Annotated in this window: 20 protein-coding genes; 7 read left to right on the forward strand and 13 right to left on the reverse strand. The window is 69.8% G+C overall.

The genetic code is table 11. From position 1 onward, the window contains the following. Positions 1 to 101: 101 nt before the first annotated feature. Together RTY13_RS04750 and RTY13_RS04755 are read right to left on the reverse strand one after the other, a co-directional pair. Positions 102 to 917, reverse strand: a complete 816-nt coding sequence (locus tag RTY13_RS04750; protein ID WP_312781499.1) for a siderophore-interacting protein — start codon at positions 915 to 917, stop codon at positions 102 to 104. After that, entirely contained in the window at positions 914 to 1549 is a 636-nt protein-coding gene (locus RTY13_RS04755; protein WP_312781500.1) for a PadR family transcriptional regulator, read from the reverse strand. Before RTY13_RS04755 ends, RTY13_RS04750 begins: the two co-directional genes overlap by 4 nt. A 110-nt stretch (positions 1550 to 1659) precedes the next feature. Here RTY13_RS04755 and RTY13_RS04760 point away from each other — a divergent pair, with 110 nt between their 5' ends. Continuing rightward, positions 1660 to 2409: a dienelactone hydrolase family protein gene (locus RTY13_RS04760; RefSeq protein ID WP_312781501.1), complete on the forward strand. Its 750-nt coding sequence runs from the start codon at positions 1660 to 1662 to the stop codon at positions 2407 to 2409. A 3-nt stretch (positions 2410 to 2412) separates the two neighbouring features. On the opposite strand, the gene RTY13_RS04765 is transcribed toward RTY13_RS04760, so the two are convergent. The 3 genes from RTY13_RS04765 to trpS form a co-directional block, all read right to left on the reverse strand. Further along, on the reverse strand, positions 2413 to 2877 hold the full coding sequence (locus RTY13_RS04765) for an OsmC family protein (RefSeq protein ID WP_312781503.1): 465 nt from the start codon (positions 2875 to 2877) through the stop codon (positions 2413 to 2415). 12 nt (positions 2878 to 2889) lie between these two features. Continuing rightward, on the reverse strand, positions 2890 to 3597 hold the full coding sequence (locus RTY13_RS04770; RefSeq protein WP_312781504.1) for a GNAT family N-acetyltransferase: 708 nt from the start codon (positions 3595 to 3597) through the stop codon (positions 2890 to 2892). 71 nt (positions 3598 to 3668) lie between these two features. Beyond that, positions 3669 to 4706: a tryptophan--tRNA ligase gene (gene trpS, locus RTY13_RS04775; protein WP_312781505.1), complete on the reverse strand. Its 1038-nt coding sequence runs from the start codon at positions 4704 to 4706 to the stop codon at positions 3669 to 3671. Positions 4707 to 5019: 313 nt separating this feature from the next. On the opposite strand from trpS, the gene RTY13_RS04780 reads away from it, so the two are divergent. Further along, positions 5020 to 5649 carry a hypothetical protein gene (locus RTY13_RS04780; protein WP_312781506.1) on the forward strand — a complete coding sequence of 210 codons (630 nt, stop codon included), beginning with the start codon at positions 5020 to 5022 and terminating at the stop codon, positions 5647 to 5649. Positions 5650 to 5664: 15 nt separating this feature from the next. On the opposite strand, the gene murJ is transcribed toward RTY13_RS04780, so the two are convergent. From murJ to RTY13_RS04810, 6 genes are all read right to left on the reverse strand, one after another. Continuing rightward, on the reverse strand, positions 5665 to 7371 hold the full coding sequence (gene murJ / locus RTY13_RS04785; protein WP_312781507.1) for a murein biosynthesis integral membrane protein MurJ: 1707 nt from the start codon (positions 7369 to 7371) through the stop codon (positions 5665 to 5667). A 31-nt stretch (positions 7372 to 7402) separates the two neighbouring features. Further along, the gene (gene glnD / locus RTY13_RS04790; protein WP_312781509.1) at positions 7403 to 10093 is read right to left on the reverse strand and encodes a [protein-PII] uridylyltransferase; all 2691 of its coding nucleotides are present in this window, start codon (positions 10091 to 10093) and stop codon (positions 7403 to 7405) included. Then, positions 10090 to 12786, reverse strand: a complete 2697-nt coding sequence (gene mutS, locus RTY13_RS04795) for a DNA mismatch repair protein MutS (protein ID WP_312781510.1) — start codon at positions 12784 to 12786, stop codon at positions 10090 to 10092. Before mutS ends, glnD begins: the two co-directional genes overlap by 4 nt. A 93-nt stretch (positions 12787 to 12879) precedes the next feature. After that, entirely contained in the window at positions 12880 to 13779 is a 900-nt protein-coding gene (locus RTY13_RS04800) for an aldo/keto reductase (RefSeq protein WP_312781511.1), read from the reverse strand. A 69-nt stretch (positions 13780 to 13848) separates the two neighbouring features. After that, the gene (gene maiA, locus RTY13_RS04805) at positions 13849 to 14481 is read right to left on the reverse strand and encodes a maleylacetoacetate isomerase (RefSeq protein WP_312781512.1); all 633 of its coding nucleotides are present in this window, start codon (positions 14479 to 14481) and stop codon (positions 13849 to 13851) included. Beyond that, entirely contained in the window at positions 14478 to 15134 is a 657-nt protein-coding gene (locus tag RTY13_RS04810) for a fumarylacetoacetate hydrolase family protein (protein ID WP_312781513.1), read from the reverse strand. The genes maiA and RTY13_RS04810 overlap by 4 nt, the downstream gene beginning before the upstream one ends. Positions 15135 to 15304: 170 nt before the next feature. Here RTY13_RS04810 and RTY13_RS04815 point away from each other — a divergent pair, with 170 nt between their 5' ends. The 3 genes from RTY13_RS04815 (at position 15305) to RTY13_RS04825 (ending at position 16325) form a co-directional block, all read left to right on the forward strand. After that, complete coding sequence (locus tag RTY13_RS04815; protein WP_312781514.1) at positions 15305 to 15649, forward strand: glycine zipper domain-containing protein; 345 nt, start codon at positions 15305 to 15307, stop codon at positions 15647 to 15649. Beyond that, a complete protein-coding gene (locus RTY13_RS04820; protein WP_312781515.1) occupies positions 15649 to 16041 on the forward strand; it encodes a hypothetical protein in 393 nt (130 codons plus the stop codon). Before RTY13_RS04815 ends, RTY13_RS04820 begins: the two co-directional genes overlap by 1 nt. 107 nt (positions 16042 to 16148) lie before the next feature. Further along, on the forward strand, positions 16149 to 16325 hold the full coding sequence (locus RTY13_RS04825) for a DUF1328 domain-containing protein (protein WP_312781516.1): 177 nt from the start codon (positions 16149 to 16151) through the stop codon (positions 16323 to 16325). Positions 16326 to 16389: 64 nt separating this feature from the next. On the opposite strand, the gene RTY13_RS04830 is transcribed toward RTY13_RS04825, so the two are convergent. Then, entirely contained in the window at positions 16390 to 17241 is an 852-nt protein-coding gene (locus RTY13_RS04830; protein ID WP_312781518.1) for a metallophosphoesterase, read from the reverse strand. Further along, the gene (locus RTY13_RS04835; protein WP_312781520.1) at positions 17241 to 18173 is read right to left on the reverse strand and encodes a diacylglycerol kinase family protein; all 933 of its coding nucleotides are present in this window, start codon (positions 18171 to 18173) and stop codon (positions 17241 to 17243) included. The genes RTY13_RS04830 and RTY13_RS04835 overlap by 1 nt, the downstream gene beginning before the upstream one ends. Positions 18174 to 18325: 152 nt before the next feature. Here RTY13_RS04835 and RTY13_RS04840 point away from each other — a divergent pair, with 152 nt between their 5' ends. Both RTY13_RS04840 and RTY13_RS04845 read left to right on the forward strand, forming a co-directional pair. Beyond that, the gene (locus RTY13_RS04840) at positions 18326 to 18670 is read left to right on the forward strand and encodes a YMGG-like glycine zipper-containing protein (protein ID WP_312781522.1); all 345 of its coding nucleotides are present in this window, start codon (positions 18326 to 18328) and stop codon (positions 18668 to 18670) included. A gap of 125 nt (positions 18671 to 18795) precedes the next feature. Continuing rightward, entirely contained in the window at positions 18796 to 19257 is a 462-nt protein-coding gene (locus RTY13_RS04845) for an OmpA family protein (protein ID WP_312781523.1), read from the forward strand. The last annotated feature ends 64 nt before the right edge of the window (positions 19258 to 19321 follow it).

Here is a 19321-nt window from a genome sequence, read left to right on the forward strand (position 1 = left end):
AAAGGGCGCTAACGCGAGCCGCGCGGCGGCCCGCTACATGAGCGCAAGAAGAAGGGCGCTGCCGGTCGTCGGCAGCGCCCTTTCTACGTCTGAGGCTTGGCTCAGTCCTCGATCACCTCGTGCGAGCCGGCGCGGCCCAGGCGCCAGTAGCCGGCGACCTTCATCCACTTCGGATTGAACGGTCGGGCCGCCAGCAGGGCCGAACGCATCGACCGCGCGACCGAGGATTCGCAGGCGACCCAGACATAAGCGTCGGCCGGATCGATCCGCTGCGCCGCGGCGACCGCCGCCGCCGTCAGAGCCTCGGCTCGACCGCGCGGCCCGCCCTTGCGGTGCACCCAGACGATCTCGACTTCGGCGGCGCTGGCTAGCTGCAGTTCGCCCACCGCGTCATTGACCTCGATGCAGGCGACCGCCCGCGCCCCGGCGGGCAGTTCCTCCAGCCGCCGGGCGATGGCCGGAACAGCCGCCTCGTCGCCGACCAGCAGGTGCTGCGAAAAACTGGTCGGGATCAGGAAGGAGCCGCGCGGCCCGCCCAGACCCAGTTCGTCCCCGACCCGGGCGTCCTCCGCCCAGGCCGTGGCCGGACCACCGTGACCGACCGCAAAGTCGATGGTCAGCCGCCGGTTCGCGGCGTCAAAGGCGCGCGGGGTGTAGTCGCGCGCCACGGGCTTGGGATCGGGAAACACCGGTCCGTCCGGCCCTGCGGTCGGCAGGACCACCGGCTGACCGCGCGGCGTCGGAAAGATCTTCACATGGTCGTCGAAGCCGGGGCTGAAGAAGCCCTCCAGTTCCTCGCCGGTCAGGACGATGCGCTTCAGCATAGGCGTCAGCTGTTCGACCGCCTCGACGCGGGCGCGGCGGAACTTCAGCTCGTGCCGCACCCGGCGCGGCTGGCGCAGATGGGTCTCGGTCATGCCTGGCGCACCTTTTCGGCGGCGGCCTCCAGCAGGTCGGCGATGGCCTCGACCTGAGCCTCGGTCAGCGGCGGCTCCTGGGTCAGGCGCAGATGGGTGGCGTTGCGCAGGGCCTCGATGGCCTGGGCGATGCGGGCCGGCCGGTCGGGGCGTCCCCGCAGAGCCTTCATCTTCATCTCGATGTGGGCCAGGGCCTCGGCGTTCTCGTCCAGCAGACGGCGGCCCTCGTCGGTGACGGCGTAGCGCTTCTTGCCGCCCTCGGCGGCCACGCTGACGGCGCCCATGTCCTCCAGCAGGGCCAGGCTGGGGTAGATGACGCCGGGGCTGGGGGCGTAGGTCCCGCCCATGCGGCTTTCGATCTCCTTGATCAGCTCATAGCCGTGGCTGGGCTTGCCGGCGATCATCGACAGCAGCACCCAGCGCAGAGCGCCGTGCTCGAACATGCGTCCGCCCCCGCCGCGTCGCCCATGGCGTCCGCCGCGCATCCGGCCTTCGCCGCCCATGCCTTCAGGCCGCATGTGGCGGCCGTGACCGCCCCGGCCGAAGCCGTGCCCGTGACCCGTTCCGTGGCCGCCGTGACGGCCGCGTCCAAAGCCATGACCTGCTTTCTCGATCCCTCTGGATCTTCTCATATGGTTCTCGCTTCTTTCATTTAGATATATCGAACTGACACACAGATAAATCGATATATCGAAACCGCAAGACCCCTTTCCTCGAAATCGCGAACCTCTAAGCTGGGCCGATGGATACGCTCGACGCCCGCTGGGCCATGCTGGAACCGCATACGACCGTGGTCGGTCCCAACGACGACCTGCCGCGTCCGGCGGTGCTGCTGTTCCACGGCTGCGGCGGTCTGCGGGACCACCTGCCGCGCTACGCCGAGGCGGCCAAGGCGGCGGGCTGGCGCGCCTTCATCGTCGATTCCTACGGCCCGCGCGGCTGGAACCGGGCCTTCACCCTGACCACGGTCTGCACCGGACTGGTGCTGCGCGGCTATGAGCGGGCGGGGGACCTCCTGGCCGCCATCAAGGGCGTCTCACAGCGCCCCGACGTCGATCCCGCCATGCTGTCGCTGGCCGGCTGGAGCCATGGCGGCTGGTCGATCATGGAGATGATGAGCGAGGACCCGCAACCGGGCCGCATGGGCGTGGCCAATCCTGGCGCCGCCGACCTGTCGGGGATCAAGGCGGTCTGGCTGGCCTATCCCTATGTCGGGGCCTGGGCCTTCAACAAGATGAAGCCGTGGCGGCACTGTCCGCGCGTCCTGGCCATGACGGCCAAACGCGACCACCTGACCACGGTGTCGAACGCTGAGCGGGTCAACGCCATGATCCGCGACTGCGGCTCCGAGGTCGAAAGCTGGGTCGCCGACGGCACTCACGCCTTCGACGAACCGACCAGCAACGGCCCCATGCGCCATCACCCCGAGCTGACGCTCGAGGCCCTGCGCCGCTTCACCGCCTTCCTCAAGGACGTGGCGCCGGACGCCTGAGTCTCAGCCGATGCGGCCGGTGACCGTGATCTCGGACCGCACCGAATGGGCCATGTCGCAATGCTCGTGCGCAGCGTGGTGCAAGGCGTCCAGTTCGGCCTGATCCGGCTGGCGACCGGTGAAGGTCGTCACAGGGTTCAGGGCGACACGCGCCAGATAGGACTTGCCCGCTTCATTCTTGTCCAGCTCGCCCGTAGCGTCGTCCACATAGCGGTCGACCGTCAGACGAGCGTTGGCGGCGAAGGCCAGGAACCACAGCATGTGGCAGCTGGACAGGGAGGCGATCATGGCCTCCTCCGGGTCCACCCCCGCGGGGTCCGACATCGGGACCGGCACGCCCGCCGGCGACGAGGAGCCGGGCACCACGGCCCCGCCGTCGAAGCGCCAGACATGGGCGCGGCTGTATCGCTTGTCGACGAAGGCCTGATCGCCTCGCGTCCATTCCACCGTCGCGCCGTGTCCGCTCATGTCACGTCTCCTCTAGGCCTCGCCCAACGAGGTATAGATCATGCGCGCCCGCGTCTGGAAACCCAGTCCCCGATAGAAGGCGATCGTCGCTTCGTGATCGGCGAAGGCGTGCAGGAAGGCCTCTTCGCCCGTCGCCAGAATCTCGCCTACCACCACGCGCGACAGGGCGGCGGCGTAGCCCTTGCCGCGATGATCGGGATGGGTGCAGACCCCGCTCAGCTCGGTGAAGCCGTCGACGCGCAGCCGCCGCCCGGCCATGGCGACCAGTTGACCATCCTGTTTGATCCCGACGAAGGGGCCGAGTTCGCGGGTGCGCGAGCGGAAAGGGCCGGGCCGCGTCAGGGTCGCCAGCGCCAGCATGGCCGGGGCGTCGGCCTCACCCAGTTCTTCGATCACATCGTCCAGTTGCGCGGCCGATCCCGCCGGGGTCAGGGCCGTCGCCGTCATCTGCACCAGGGCGACCTGGGCGGCAACCGGCACGCCTTCGGGCAGGACCCCGGCCATCGATCCGTCCTCGCGCTCGACCAGTCCCGCGCCGGGGTAGCGCCGGGCCAGAACGCCCAGCGCCTCGCGGCTGGCCGCGCTGTCGTCCGCCGCCGCCAGAAAGACGCCGACCTCGGGATCAAGACGTACCGCGTCCAGCCCGGAATCCGCCGTCGTGAAACGCGACAGGCGGGTCGTCAGGGCGTTGAAGACGGCGCGATCGAGAGGATGGGTCATGACCGGTGATCTAGGCGCGAAGACCCCGTCGCGAAACCCGCGACAGGGCCGTCACGTCCGAAAACGGCCGATCAGCCCTGCCAGAAGCCGACGATCTTCTTGACCTCGTCCACCACCGGCTGAGCCACTTCGCGAGCGCGTTCGGCGCCGACGGCCAGGGCGCGGTCGATCTCGGCCGGGTCATCCATCAAGCGGCGCATCTCGGCGGTCACCGGGGCCATCGACGTAACCGCCAGTTCGGCCAGCTTGGGCTTGAAGGCGCCGAAGCCCTGACCGCCGAACTCGGCCAGAACGGCCTCGCGCGTCGTGTCCGACAGGGCGGCGTAGATGGCCACCAGGTTCTTCGCCTCAGGCCGCCCATCCAGACCCTCGACCGTGTCCGGCAGGACATCCATGTCCGACTTGGCCTTCTTGATCTTGGCGGCGATGGTGTCCGCGTCGTCGGTCAGGTTGATGCGGCTCAGGTCCGACGGATCGGACTTGGACATCTTGGCTGCGCCGTCACGCAGGCTCATGACCCGCGTCGCCGGGCCCTGGATCAGCGGCTCCGGCTGCGGGAAGAAGCCCGGGACGCCGAAGTCGTTGTTGAACTTGGCGGCGATGTCGCGGGTCAGCTCCAGATGCTGTTTCTGATCCTCGCCGACCGGCACCTCGGTCGCCTTGTAGAGCAGGATGTCCGCCGCCTGCAGCACCGGATAGGTGTAGAGGCCGACGCTGGAGCGCTCCTTGTGCTTGCCCGACTTCTCCTTGAACTGGGTCATCCGGTCCAGCCAGCCGAGGCGGGCGACGCAGTTGAAGATCCAGGCCAGCTCGGCGTGGGCCGGCACCGCCGATTGCGGGAAGATGACCGCCTTGGCCGGGTCCAGGCCCGAGGCCAGATAGGCCGCCGCGATCTCGCGCGTCTGGGCCGCCAGCTTCTCGGGCTCCTGCCAGACGGTGATGGCGTGCATGTCAGCGACGAAGACAAACAGGGGCGCGCCCGTGTCCTGCAACTCGGTGAAGCGTTTCAGCGCCCCCAGGTAGTTGCCCAGGTGCAGGGCGCCGGAGGCCTGGATGCCGGACAGGATGCGGCGCGGACCGGTGTAGGGGGCCGGGGTCTGATCAGTCATGGAAATATTCTCGGGACTTCAAAAGGCTGGATTCGGCGCGCGCAGGCGCGCGAGGTCGTGCGGTGAACAGTCAGCCGCGCCATCGCCGGGCGACGAAGATGTGTCCCGAATGAGCCATGCCTTCGCGCTTATCGGTTCGTGAAGCGAAGGGCAAGGCGTGAGGAAGCTTGGGGCCTTGCGGTTGACCCGCCGCGACACATCCAAATAGCGTCGTTCCATGAAACATGCTCACGCCCGCGCCGCACTGATCCTCGCAGCCGCCTTCGCCAGCGGCTGCACGACGCGACCGCCCGCGCCTGAGAAGCCCTATCTGGTGCAACTCTCGGTCGCCTACAGCGACGGCCCCTGCGACTGGAGTCTGATGCAGGACATCAACAATCGACCGATGATGGGCGGCGGGCTCGGCGCCGCCTATTGGCCGCACACGGTGCCTGTCGCCTCGTCGCGGCGGACGGCCCCCCTGATGGCCTACGGCACGGACACCCAGCTCGTCTGGCCGTCACAGCCAAGTGAACAGATTTGCCTGACGCTCTACAAACGAGCCTCAGTCTGGCAGGGGGGCGTCCCCCCTGCCCTCATGCTGGAAATTTCGCGCGGCCCGGCCGCCGCCGAAATTCAAGCCCGGACCTCCAGTTCGACGCTCGCAAGCGCCGTCGTGGTGCTTCGATCTGATCGACCCAACCCCGACTTCCCTTCCAGACGCATCGATCTCGCCTTGCACGACGGTCGCGCCGAAGGTCGTTTCAACCTTCTTCCCGATGCGTCGTGGGTTCGCGTCTTCGTGGTCGCAACCGAGGTCGGAGGAGAAGGCCAGACTGAGCGGGCGCTCGAGCTGCTGTCGACAACAGGCGTTGAAGAGGACCTCATCGTGCGCGAAGGATCGAGCCTCGTCGCTCGCCCCTCGTGGCCAGGCGCAGGGAAACGCTCGTCCCAACCGCGCTGAGGTTCCTCACCTCGACTAGCGCGCCTTGCGGATCAGGCCCTTGATCTCGGCGACGGTGATCGCGCGGGTGGCGAAGGCCAGGACGACATAGGTCAGACCGCCCGCCGCCACGACGAGCAGCAGGGTCAGCTCCTTGGCGCCGTGGTTTGACCCGATGGCGCCCAGCAGGGCCTCCACGGGCGCCTGCAGCATCGGCCGCGCCCAGGAGGCGAGGCCGACGACCAGGCCCAGGCCGATGCTGGCCAGCAGGATGCGCGCCAGACGCGAGGCCGCCGCCGGGCTCGGCCGGTAATGTCCGCGCCGCCACAGGGTCGCGCCGAGCAGCAGGGCGTTGGTCCAGGCCGCCGCGCTGACCGCCGCCGCGATGCCGGAAATGCCCATGCCCAGGTTGAACAGGCCGATGGCCAGGGCGGCGTTGACCGCCACCGAAACCAGGGCGAAGGCCATGGGCCGACGCGTGTCGCCGCGCGCGAAGAAGGCCGGGGCCAGGATGCGGATCAGGACGAAGGCCGGCACGCCCCAACCGAACTGGAACAGGGCCTGGGCCGTGTTGACGGCGTCGACCTGCAGGAAGGCGCCGCGCGTGAACAGGGCGTCGATCAGGAAATAGGGCATGGCCATCAGGGCCGCCGCCGCCGGCAGGGTCAGGGCCATGGACAGGGCCAGGGCCTCGTCCATCGAGGCCTGCTGCTGGGCGTGATCCTGCGACGCCACCGCCGCCGACAGACGCGGCAAGAGGGCGATGCCGATGGCCACCCCGACCAGGCCGAGCGGCAACTGATACAGGCGGTCCGCCGTGGCCAGCCAGGTCCGTCCGCCGGCGACGAAGCTGGACAGGTTGCCCGAGATGAAGACGTTGATCTGGGTCGCGCTGTTGCCGATGGCGGCGGGTATGGCGGTGATGATGATGGCCTTCACAGCCGGGGTCAGCTTCGGCAGGGTCAGGCGGATATTGGCCCCGGCCTTCCTCGCCGCCCACCAGCACAGGCCGGCCTGGGCCACGCCCGCCACGGCCACGCCCCATGAGGCGGCGTAGGCGGCGCCCACCTGGTCGCCCTGAGCCGGGATGACGGCGGCCAGCATGATCAGGTTCAGCAGGATGGGATAGGCGCCCGAGACGATGAAGCGCCCGCGCGCGTTCAGCACCCCCGACAACAGGGAGGCGATCGCCATGCAGGGCAGGTAGGGCATGGTGATCTGGGTCAGGATCACCGCCAGCTTGAAGCGCGCCGGATCATCGAGGAAGCCGATATTGATGACCGTCATCAGCCACGGCATCGTCAGCTGGGCGAGAATGGTCAGGACCACGGTGACGGCGGCGACGGCGGCCAGGGCGTCGGTGGCGACCTGATCGGCTGTGGCCTCGCCCTCGGTCTTCAGCGTCTTGGCGTAGGCGGGCACGAAGGCGGCGGCGAAGGCCCCTTCGGCGAAGATGCGCCGGAACAGGTTGGGGAAGTTCAGGGCGGTGTTGTAGGCGTCGGCCGCCGGTCCCGCCGAGGCGCCCAGCGCCGCCGAGATCACCACGTCGCGGGCGAACCCGGCCAGACGGCTGAGCAGGGTCATGGCGCTGAATATGGCCGAGGAACGCATGACGCCCCCCCCTTTGGGCGCGTCGCCCTTCACCGTCGTCGAGGCGGCCAGCGGCTGAACGACAGGCTCCACCGTGGCGTTGGCGGCCGAGATCGGCGCGGCCGGTTCGATGGGATCGGTCTTGTCGTTCACGGCTGGTCTCTATGCTCGCCCGACAAACGCCTTAGCGCGCCCTTGCCCCGCTGGATACGGGCTTGCGTCCGATCTCGCCTTCCAGATCGGAGACGTCGCGCACGCTGGCCCGCACCGGCACGATACGGCGCCCCGCCGGTCCCTTCGGCGCCCGATCCAGAACCTCCAGCAGCCCGGCCCGCAAGGCCGCCAGTCGCGTCGTATCGGTCGGCTTCGCCCCTTCCGCGTCGGTGATGTAGAATCCGTCCACCGCCCGCTCGCCGAAGCTGGCCACATGGGCCGAACGGGTCGAGTAGCCATGCGCCGAAATGGTCCGCGCCAGATCGGCCAGCAGACCGGGCCGGTCGGCGCCCGAGACCTCGACCACCACGGCGCTGGTCCCGGCCTCCATGTCGATGCGCACGACCGGCCGCACATCGAAGACGGCGCGGCGGGCGCTGACGCGGGGCGTCTCGACCGCCGAGGTCCGCGCCCCCTTCTGCGCCGCCCGTTCCAGCGCCTTGACCAGGATGGCCAGCCGGCGCGGCTCACGCCGGCCATAGGCCTCGCCCGCCCCGTCCTGAAGCTCGAACACGTCCAGCGCCGTGCCGTCCTCGGCGGTGGCCAGGCGCGCCCCGACCACGTCGGCCCCGGCCATGGCCAGGGTCGCGGCCAGGTCGGCGAACAGGCCGGGTCGGTCCAGCGCCGCCACCGCCACCCGGGCGGTGGATTCCAGCGGCCCCTCGGCAGGCAGGGCCTCGACCGCCGCGCCCTCGCGCCGCGCTCGCTCGACTAGGGCCGGGTGATCAACCAGCGGGTCCTCCCGGGTCACGGCGTCGCCCCGGAACAGGGCTTCGGTCGCCTCGAACAGGGCGCGCATGAGTTGCCCCTTCCAGCCGTTCCACACGCCCGGCCCCACGGCGCGAATGTCGGCCACGGTCAGGACCATCAGCATCCGCAGGCGCTCCGGGTCGCCCACCGCCTCCGCAAACGCCCGCACCGTCGAGGGGTCTGACACGTCGCGCTTCTGGGCGTAGTCGCTCATCAGCAGATGATGGCGCACCAGCCAGACCACCAGCTCGATCCGGCGCGTATCGACGCCCAGCCGCTCGCAGGCGCGGCGCGCGGCGATGGCCCCGTCCTCCAGCTGCCCCCGGTCGCCGCCCTTGCCCACGTCATGCAGCAGCATGGCCAGCATCAGCACCTCGATGTCGGCGATGCGATGGATGATGGCGGTCGAGGCCGGATGATCCGTCTCCAGCTTGCCGCGGGCGATATCGTTGATGATCCCCACGGCCTGAAGCGTGTGCTCGTCCACCGTATAGGCGTGATACATGTTGAACTGGGTCTGGCCGACGATCCGCCCCCATTCGGGCAGGAAGCGGCCCAAGAGGCCGGTCTCGTTCATGATCGACAGGACGCGATAGGGCCGCTGCCCATGCGCCAGCACCGTCAGGAAGGCCTCGGCCGCGCGCGGATCGCGTCGCAGCGCCGGCGTCACCAGCGACAGGGCGCGGATCACGGCGGCGAAGGCGTCGGGGTGCAGGTCCAGATCCAGCCGGTCGGCCTCGACGAACAACAGCAGCAGCCGCACCGGATCATGGGCGAAGACCGAGCCCCCCGTCACCGTCAGCCGCCCGCCCTCGATGGCCAGACCATCGAAGGCCAGCCTGGCCCGCCGCCGGGGGATCAGCCGCGACAGGCCGCGCGCCAGGCCCTGCGCCTTCTTCTGCTGGCGCGCCTCCAGCTGGGCCGAGACGGCGCGGGTCAGGGCCCCGACCTCGCGCGCTACCTGGAAATAGCGGCGCATGAAGCGCTCGACGGCCAGTTCGTCGCCGCGCCCGCGCCAGCCCATGCGCCGGGCGATCTCGGGCTGGAAGTCGAAGGTCAGCTTCTCCTCGGCCCGGACCGCCGCCAGATGCAGATGGATTCGCACGCTCCACAGGAAGCCGATGGCCTCGCGGAAGCTGCGCAGCTCGCGCGCGGTCAGCAGGCCCTCCAGCGCCGCCTGCCCCCGCTCGCTGTCGGGCGCCAGCGAGCGGGCGATCCAGAACAGGGTGTTCAGGTCGCGAAGCCCGCCCTTGCCGTCCTTAATATTGGGCTCGACGCGGTAACGCACAGCTCCGGTCTTCTGAAGGCGGGCGTCGCGCTCCTCCATCTTGGCGGCGATGAAGGGGCGGGGATCCGCCTTGGCGACCTCGGCGCGGAACCTCCGCAGCAGGTTCTCGCCTAGCGCGACGTCGCCGACCAGAACCCGCGCCTCCAGAAGCGTGGTGCGCACCGTCATGTCGCTGCGGGCCAGATCCAGGGTCTCGCCTATGGAACGCGAGGCTGAGCCGACCTTCAACCCCAGGTCCCACAGGACATAGTGGACGAACTCGATCACCGCCTCGGCGCGGGCGCTGGCCGTCTGGCCGGGCCGCAGGAACAGCAGGTCGAGATCGGAAAAGGGCGCCAGGACGCCGCGCCCGTAGCCGCCGACCGCCAACAGGCTGAGGCGATCCTGCGGCGCCGGATGCAGCACCTCGGTCGCCACCCGCCACAGACTGGTCAGCATCGTATCGGCGGCGGCGGCGTAGAGGCGCGCCGCTTCCGCCCCGTCGATCCCGCCTTCCAGCCGCCGGGCGACGCGGGCGCGGTCGATGGCGAAACTTTCGCGCAGAACGGCGGTGACGGCGGCGCGCGCATCGGGCGCCGAGACGGCCTCGACCAGACGCGCGTCCAGGGCCGCCGAAGGAGTCACGGCCGCGACAGACCCTTCAGCCGATAAAGCGCCTCCAAGGCCTCGCGCGGGGTCAGCTCATCGGGATCGATGCCGGCCATGGCGTCATCCAGGGCCGAACTGTGGGGGACCGGCGCCGGCTCGGCCACGGCGGCGAACAGGGGCAGGTCGTCCAGACGGGCCGACGCCGACTTCTCGCTCTCCAGCCGTTCCAGCACCTCGCGGGCACGCCCGACCACGGCGGTCGGGACGCCCGCCAGCCTGGCCACCTGCACGCCGTAGGAACGGTCCGCCGCGCCGGGCGCCGCCTCGTGCAGGAAGACCAGGTCGCCGTTCCACTCGCGCGCCTTCATCGACAGGTTGCAGACGTGGTCCAGCCGTTCCTCCAGCCGCGCCAGCTCGTGATAGTGGGTGGCGAACAGGGTGCGGGCGCGATTGGTCTCGTGCAGGGCCTCGGCCGTGGCCCAGGCGATGGCCAGACCGTCGTAAGTGGCGGTGCCGCGCCCGATCTCGTCCAGCACCACGAAGCTGTGCGGCGTCGCCTGGGTCAGGATGGCGGCGGTCTCGACCATCTCCATCATGAAGGTGGAGCGGCCGCGCGCCAGATCGTCCCCAGCCCCCACACGACTGAACAACCGGTCGACGACGCCGAGGCGCATGGCGCGCGCGGGCACGAAGGCCCCGGCCTGGGCCAGCACCACCAGCAGGGCGTTCTGGCGCAGGAAGGTCGACTTACCGGCCATGTTCGGGCCGGTCACGATCGACAGGCGCGAGGCCCCGGCGCCGTCGCCCGCCAGTCGGCAGTTGTTCGGGGTGTAGGGGTCGCCCTGGGCCGTCACCGCCGCCTCGACCACCGGGTGGCGCCCAGCCTCGACGTCGAAGCACAGGCTGGCGTCCACCACCGGGCGGACGGCACCGACCTCCTCGGCCCATTCGGCCAGGGCCGCGTGGGCGTCCAGTTCGGCCAGGGCCTCGGCCACGCCCTGCAGCGGTCCGGCCAGCCGCGCGACCTCGCGCCGCCAGCCCTCGAAGGTCTCGCCCTCCATGGCCAGGGCGCGGTGCCCGGCCTGGCTGATTTTCGCGTCCAGCTCCGACAGTTCGACCGTGGTGAAGCGGACCTGATTGGCCAGGGTCTGACGGTGGATGAAGGGACTGTCGGGTCCGGCCCGCAGCAGGTTTTCCGCCGCCTTGGCCGAGGCCTCGAGGAAATAGCCCAGCACGGCGTTGTGGCGCACCTTGAAGGCCACCCCGCTCTCGGCCACGGCGCGGGCCTCAAGGTCCGCGACCACGCGGCGGCTGTCGTCGCGCAGGGTGCGGGCGGCGTCCAGTTCAGGCCGGTGGCCGGGGTTCACGAAACCGCCGTCGCGCGCCAGATGCGGCGGCTCCTCGATCAGGCCGTCGCCCAGATCGGCCAGCAGGTGCGACAGCTCCCCGTCCAGCGTCAGCCGGTCGAGACAGGCCAGCACCCGCGCGGGCGGTCCCGTCAGAGGATCATTCGCCGAGGCCGCGAACAGTCCGGCCAAAGCTTGCGCCGTCGTCAGGCCCGAGCGGATGGCCGCCAGATCGCGCGGCCCGCCGCGCCCGAGCGCCAGACGCGAGGTGGCCCGCGCCACGTCGGCCGAGGACCGCAGGCCGTCCCTTAGATCGCGCCGCAGGTCGCGCCGCTCCAGCAGCCACTCCACCGCGTCCAGTCCGGCGTTGATCGCCGCCGGATCGCGCAGGGGCCGCGAGATGCGCTCAGCGAGAGCGCGCGCCCCGCCCGAGGTGACGCTGCGGTCGATGCAATGCAACAGGCTGCCGTCGCGCTCGCCCCTCTGGGTGCGGTCGATCTCGAGGCTCAATCGCGTCGCCGGGTCGATGGCCAGGAAGCCGCTCTCGCCCGAGCGGCGCGGCGGGGCCAGGGCCGGGATTTTGCCGGCCTGGGTGGTTTCCAGATAGGCGGCGATCAGGCCCAGGGCCGAAACCTCGGCCTCCTCGAAGGCGCCAAAGCCGTCCAGGGCCGAAACGCCGTAGAGCCGCTGCACCCGGTCGCGCGCACCCACGGGCTCGGCCAGGGCCTGCGGCATGGCCTGAACCACCCCGCCGGAACCGTCCAGCGCCCCCTTCAAGCCCTCGTCCGAGAACAGGCGGTCGGGAACCAGCACTTCGGATGGTCGAAACGCCGCCAGCGCCGCGCCCAGATCGCTCAGGTCGCAGGCCACGCTGTCCACCGCCCCGGCCGACAACTCGACCACGGCCACGGCGGCGCGGCCCTTGCGCACCGCCACCGCCGCCAGCCGGTTGGCCCCGCGCGCGTCCAGCAGGCTGTCCTCGGTCAGGGTGCCGGGCGTCACCACCCGCACCACGCCGCGATGCACCACCGCCTTGTGGCCGCGCTTCTTGGCCTCGGCGGGGGCTTCCAGCTGCTCGCAGATGGCGACCTTGAAGCCCATGCGGATCAGCCGCGCCATATAGCCGTCCAGCGCGTGGACCGGCACCCCGGCCATGGGAATGTCCTCGCCCTGATGCTTGCCGCGCTTGGTCAGGGTGATGCCCAGGGCCGCCGCCGCCTTGACCGCGTCGTCAAAGAACAGCTCGTAAAAGTCGCCCATGCGGAAGAAGAGGATGGCGTCCGGCTGATCGGCCTTGGCCGCCAGAAATTGCGCCATGACCGGCGTCGTTCCGGCGTCGGGCTTCAGATCGGCTTGCGGGGGATGGGACAGGGGCGCGTTCATACGCCGCGCAAGGTGACGGATCGCACCCTTAGCCTCAAGCAGGATCGGCGCGGGTCATGCACAGGACGACGCTGAAAACGCCGCAGCTGTGGATCAGGCGGCGTTGCTGACGTGCAGGCGCAGGCGTGAGGCGACGGCGGCGGGGGCCTCGTCCAGGGCCAGGGCGTCCCAGTCGATGTCGGGCTTGGCCGCGTGCGAGGCGGCGACGATCGCGCGCAGTTCGGCCGCCGAGGCCACGCTGGCGATGACCGAGGCCACGCCGGGCAGGTTCAGGGCATAGGCCAGGGCCGCCTGCATCGGATCGACCCGCGCCTCGGCCAGACGCCGACGCGTGCGCGACAGGGCCATGCCGTGCGCGGCCAGTTCGGGCGGCAGGCTCTCACGGTTGGCGAACAGCAACCCTTGCGCGAAGACCGAGGCCAGATGCACCTCGACGCCCTGGCCGGCCAGATCCTCGATGACCCCGCCGCGCGCGGCGCGTTGATCCAGGATATTGCAGGCGACCTGCACCACGTCGGGCTGGAAGCGACGAGCCAGAAGCGCCGGGCCGTCCTCGACCGTCGCGACGAAGCCGATCTTGCGGAAGACGCCGCGCTCCTTGAGCGCCGTCAAGCGAGCCCACAGGGCGCGCCCCTCGGCCCCGGCCAGATCGGCGGCGTTCTGCACCAGGACGGCGTCGCCGCGCGGCAGACCCATGCGCTCCAGCGAGCGACGGGCGCGGGCCTCGACCCGGTCCAGACCGTCGGCCAGGGGCACGGTGCGCACGGTGACGCGGAAGGGCGAGGGGAAGGGCCAAGCCTGACCCAGCAGACGCTCGACGTCGCCCTCGGGCCGGGTCGCCACCAGACCGACGCCTGCGTCGCCCGCCGTCTGCAGCAGATGGCGCATGGCGTCCTCCCGCTGACCAGGGGGCAGCGGGCGCGACCGTTCGGGCTCAGTCACCACAGCGATGGCGAGCCGGTCGGCGGGAGAGGGCGGGACAGCGAATCTCACACGCCGATCTTCAGCGCCAAAGCTTAAGGGAGATTGACTGAAATCAAGGCTGTTGGTGAACGAACAGGCTTAATCCGCATCCGGCTGCTTATCAGGATGCGCCGCGACGAAGGCCGGATGCTGGTCCGCCCGCATTTCGATCTCCCGCAGACGCGGGAAGGCCGTCAGATCGGCATTGAACCGCCGCGCCGAATAAATTTGCGGGATCAGGTAGCAGTCGACCAAGGTCGGGGCGTCGCCGAAGCACCAGCCCTCGCCGTGGCGCCCCACCATCGCCTCCAGCGCCTTAAAACCGTCGAGGATCCAGCGCCCGGCCCAGGCGTCGACGCCGGCCTGATCGGCGCCGAGGTCGCGCACCGCCTTCAGCACCCGCAGATTGTTCAGCGGGTGGATGTCGCAGCCGATCAGGGCGGCCATGGCGCGCACCGCCGCGCGGTCGGCGGCGTTCGACGGCAGCAGGGCGGGGGTCGGATGCGTCTCCTCCAGCCATTCCAGAATGGCCGGGCTCTGGGTCAGGACCAGGCCGTCGTCGGTCTCCAGCGCCGGCACCAACCCTTGCGGGTTCAGCGCCAGATAGGCGTCCGACTTCTGTGCCCCCGTGCGCAGATCGACCGGCGCCGTCTCATAGGCCAGCCCCTTGAGGTTGAGGGCGATGCGGGTGCGATAGCTGGTGCCCGAGCGCCAGTAGCCGTGCAGGATCATGACTTCACCGTGAAGCTGAGCGGGGCCAGGCCGTCGATGCACGCCTCGACCCGGTCGCCACGAACCAGAGGCCCGACCCCCTCGGGCGTGCCGGTGAAGATCAGGTCGCCCGGTTGCAACGCCCACAACTCGGAAGCCTTGGCCAGGATGCCCGCCGGGTCCCAGATCATGTCCGACAGGCGGCCCGACTGGCGCGTCTCGCCGTTGACCTTCAGTTCGATGACCGCGTCGGCGCCCGGCAGGGCGCCCAGCGTCAGGGCGCCGCAAGGCGCCGACTGGTCGAAGGCCTTGCCTGCCTCCCAAGGCCGCCCCTTGGCCTTGGCCTCGGCCTGCAGGTCGCGCCGCGTCAGATCGACGCCGACGGCCCAGCCGGCGATGGCTCCGCCCTCACCAATCGCGACAACCAGTTCGACCTCGTGATGCAGGTTGGCGGTCGCCGATGGATAGGCGGGATCGGCTCCGTCCACGACCAGGGCGTCGGCCGGCTTGGCGAAGAAGAAGGGCGCCGGCTTGCTCGGGTCCGCCCCCATTTCGCGGGCATGGGCGGCGTAGTTCTGCCCCACGCAGAGGATGCGGCGAACGGGGAAACGACGGACCTCATCGACGATGGGCAGGGACGGCGCAGGCGCGGGCGGGAACAGCCATTGGGTCATGACGTTGTTCTAGGACGATGCCCCACCGGACGCCAGAAGCGCGACGCCAGATGGCGGTTGCGCGACGGCCTTGGCTTGCACCTTTGCAGGAACCTTGGTCGTCGGTGTGGCGTTCGGGGCGGGGGTTCTCTATTTAATCGTCAAGCTTACAACCCAGCGGAGCGCGCATCATGGCCACGACCAAGGCTCGGGAAGACATCAAGAACGACCTGAAGACCCTCAAGGAGGATCTGAAGACCGGCGCGCGCGAGGAAACGCAGCGCCTGAAGGAAAAGGCCGCCGCCGCCGAGGCCCGCCTGCGCGAACAGGGCGAGGAACTGCGCGAAAAGGCCCGCGGCTACTACGATGACGCCCGCGTGCGCGGCCGTGAATATTACGACGACGCCGCCGAACGCTTCGAGGAAGCCCAGCGCTATGTCGTCGAACGGGTCCAAGAACGGCCGGTGCAGTCCACCGCCATCGCCCTGGGCGTCGGCTTCGTCCTGGGCCTGCTCATCGCCGGTCGTCGCCGCTGATGTTCGGGCGGGGGCTGGTCAATCGCGCGGTCGCGACCTTCATCGCGGCCGGCGCAGGCTTCGTGGCCATGGTCGCCCTGGGGGCCACGGTCTATTATCTGCTGGCTCTGGTGGTCGTGCCCCTAGCGGCGGCGGCCATCACCTCGGCCCTGTTCGCGCTCGTCGCCCTGGCGGTCGCCTTGGTCTTCGTCCGTCGCGCCCACGGCGAGGACGAGGAAGAGGAACAGGAGCCCGAAAGCCTGGGCATGCGCGCCTTCCATCTGTTCCAGGAGCGTCCCATCCTCGGCGCCGCCGCAGCCCTGGCTGGCGGGTTCATCTTCCTGCGCAATCCGGCGCTCGCTACCATGGTCGCTGCGGCCTTTACTGAAAAGAGCCGCCAGCGCCGTCGATAAACGACGGAACGGCTAAGTCTTCGGAGCGTTGTTATCGTCAGGTGGAACGATCGGCACAGAGAGGTCGGTGGTTTTCGCTTCGTCAACAATGTTCCGGAGGACCGTCCATGCTTCGTTGGGCCATCATATTCTTTATCATCGCCTTGATCGCAGCCGTTCTCGGCTTCGGCGGCATCTCGGGCATGTCTTTCGAAATCGCCAAGTTCATCGCCATCATCGCCGTGATCCTGTTCGTGGTCTCGCTGGTCATGGGCGGCATGCGCGGGCGCGGGCCGCGCGTCTGACGCAACGCTTTCAGTCTTGAATAGAAGAGACCCCGGTGATCCCGGGGTCTTTTTTGCCCGCAGATCAGGTGGCGGCGGCTTCCATCTCGCCGGGCGCGGCCGGATCGGGCGCGGTCTCGGCCCGACGCGTGTCCTGACGGCGCGGCAGACGCCAGGTCTGATGGTCTTCGAGCCTCTGGCCCGTCCAGACCACCGCCGTGACCACGATCTCCTTCGCATCCCATTCGATCCGGTTGAAGCTGGGCGGCGCTCCACGCTCGCGATGCGACAGGGTCCCGCAGCCGATGGCGTAGGAACAGCGATCCGACAGATCGATGCCGAGAGCGAACGGCACATGGACATGGCCCGTGGCGATCAGGTCCACCCCCGCCTCGGCGAAGATCAGCGCCGCCTTGTCGCCGCGCTTGACCTCACCGGTCATCGGAGCGCCGATCATCTCGATCAGAGGATGGTGGCAGGCGAGGATCCGCAGCGCCCCGATCGGCGCGTGGCGCAGGGCCTCCGCCGCCCGGCGCGTCTGCTCCAGGTCGATGACGCCCTTGGACCAGTTGGGCCGGGCCTGCCAGCCGCGCGCCGTGGTCACGCCGCGCACCATCAGGTCGGGGCGCTTGAACTCGTGATCATGGGCCGGATGGCCGGTCGCCTGCTCGAACGCTCGCCACGGCCAGAACAGCCGCGCCATCACGTCCCAATAGGGCACGTCGTGATTGCCCACGGTGACGAAGACCGGCTGGGGCATGGCGCGAATCCATTCGCCCGCCGCCTCGAACTCGGCCGGCAAGCCGCGCTGGGTGATGTCGCCGGTGATCAGCACCAGATCGTGGGGCGTCGCATGGGCGTAATCGAGCGCGGCGGCCACGGCGTGAACATGCTCGCAACCGAAATGCACGTCCGAGAACTGGAGCACCCGCCCCATCAGACGCTGTCCTCGCCCGCCGGCGGACGCGGCGCCAGGGCCCGGAAGGCGCGCGGCTGGAAGGTGACGGCGGCCTCCCGGCCCAGCAGCATGGGCTCGCCGTCGATCACCGCCGGAATCTTCGAGCGCGCCGAGACCCCGATCCAGCGCGCAGGTTGGGTCGTCACATTCGGATCGTGACGCCAGTCGTCAAACAGGGCGTGGGCCGCCAGACGGAAGGCCTGGGCCGCATCCGACGGGTTCATGGCCGCCGCCTCCAGCCCGTCGCACTTGACCATGGCCTTGGAGATGAGCGGACTGATCAGCACCAGGGCCTCGGCCCGACGCTTGTCGCTTCCATCCAGACTGTATCGAAGACGACCGGTGAAGGCCCGCTTCAACGCTCGCCGCCCGTACATCCAGGCCAGTTTCAGCTTGCCGGTGCGCATGGCCTCGCGCGCGGGCGCCCAAAGGGCCGGAGAGCCTAGGATGGCCGCGCAGTAGAAGGCTTCGCCCTCCACCACTCCGCCCGAGACGACCATGGGCTCGCCCTCGTCCAGCGCCTTGCGCAGGGCCGCCTTCCAGTCCGCCGTGCCGTACAGGGCCTTGGGCAGCATGTTCATGGTGCCGCCAGGCAGGGGGGCGATCAGCGGCCCCTGCATGCCCGCCCGCGCCGCCACCGACCGCGCCGTGCCGTCGCCGGCGAGAACGAACAGAACGTCCGGCTTGGCGTCCAGGGCTTCGGAGATCTGATCGACGATCCGCGGCCCTTCCAGCGTCGTCACTGTCGGCTCGCAGTCATAGAGAGACAGAATGGCCTCGGCCTCGGCGGCGGCCTGAGGCCCGACCCCGCCGGACAGGGGATTGACCACGATGGCCACTCTGCGAATGGAGGCGTGCAGGGCGCGGCGGTGCGTGTCGGGAGAGGCGGCAGGCCCGGAAGCATCGGTCATGGGCGGCGAACGCCCGATTTCCCGCACCGGTTCCGTCTGGCCGCCCTGCCGAACAAAATAATGTGAAGCTTGTCGCCCCTGCCCCGGAACCGCCGCGTTTTCCCCGCGTTCTGTCAGCCTCAGGGGAGCCCCCTCGGACGAAGGACAGATCCATGAACAAGGCGATCATCGCCATCGCCGGCGCCGGCCTTCTGGTCACCGCCTGCGCCAGTGACCCGTATTACGGCGGCAGTAACGAAACCGTGCGCCAGGGCGCAGTCGGCGCCGGCATCGGTGCGGTGGCCGGCGCCATCATCGGCAACAATGTCGGCGGCGGCAACGCCGCGACCGGCGCCGCCATCGGCGCTCTCGCAGGCGGCGCCGCAGGCGCCATCCGCGGCTCCAACCAGGACCGCAACAACCAGCAGCGCTATCGCGACAACCAGGGCCGTTATTACTACTGCTATGATAACCGCCAGACCGAGTGCTACTGGGAGAATGGCCAGCGTCGCTACTAAGACGACACTGGCGCCCGAAGATTTTTCGGGTCAGGTTTCAGGGGCGGTCCGCGAAGGCGGGCCGCCCTTTCTGCTTTCGTAGTCTTGCGCGCCCGGGGCTGGGCGTTCTGTCGAAGGGCTGACCGATGAAACCCATCCTACCCGCCGTCGCCGCGAGCGGCCTGATCCTGGCCCTGCTGACCGGCTGCTCGACCCCCGGCGCCTACAAGAAGCGCAGCGATCTGGTCAGCGACCCCGCCGCCTGCGCCGCCAGGCGGTTCGAGGTCTATTTCGATCAGGATCAGGCCCGCCTGACCACCGCCGCGCGCGAGGCCATCAGCCTCACCGCCACCCAGCTCCAGGGCTGCGACGTCACCAGGGTCCAGGTTCTGGGCCTGGCGGACGCCCGTAGCGGCACCGCCGCCGTCAACCAGTCCCTGTCAGAGCGCCGCGCCCGGTCCGTGGCCGAGGCCCTGGCGGCCGCGGGCCTGCCGGCCCCCGCCTTCGAGGTCGCCGCCGCCGGGGCCGAGGGCGCCGTGATCAACGGCGTCAACGACCCCCTGCGCCGCCGCACCGAAGTGGTGATCGAGGCCCAGCCCCGGCGCTAGGCCTTCCTGACGCGAGGGGCTTTCCACGGGCTGCGTCAGCGCGTCCCGCCTGCGACGATACGGG

It is taken from the genome of Brevundimonas sp., assembly GCF_032055285.1.
In the GTDB taxonomy this organism is placed as follows: Bacteria; Pseudomonadota; Alphaproteobacteria; order Caulobacterales; family Caulobacteraceae; genus Brevundimonas.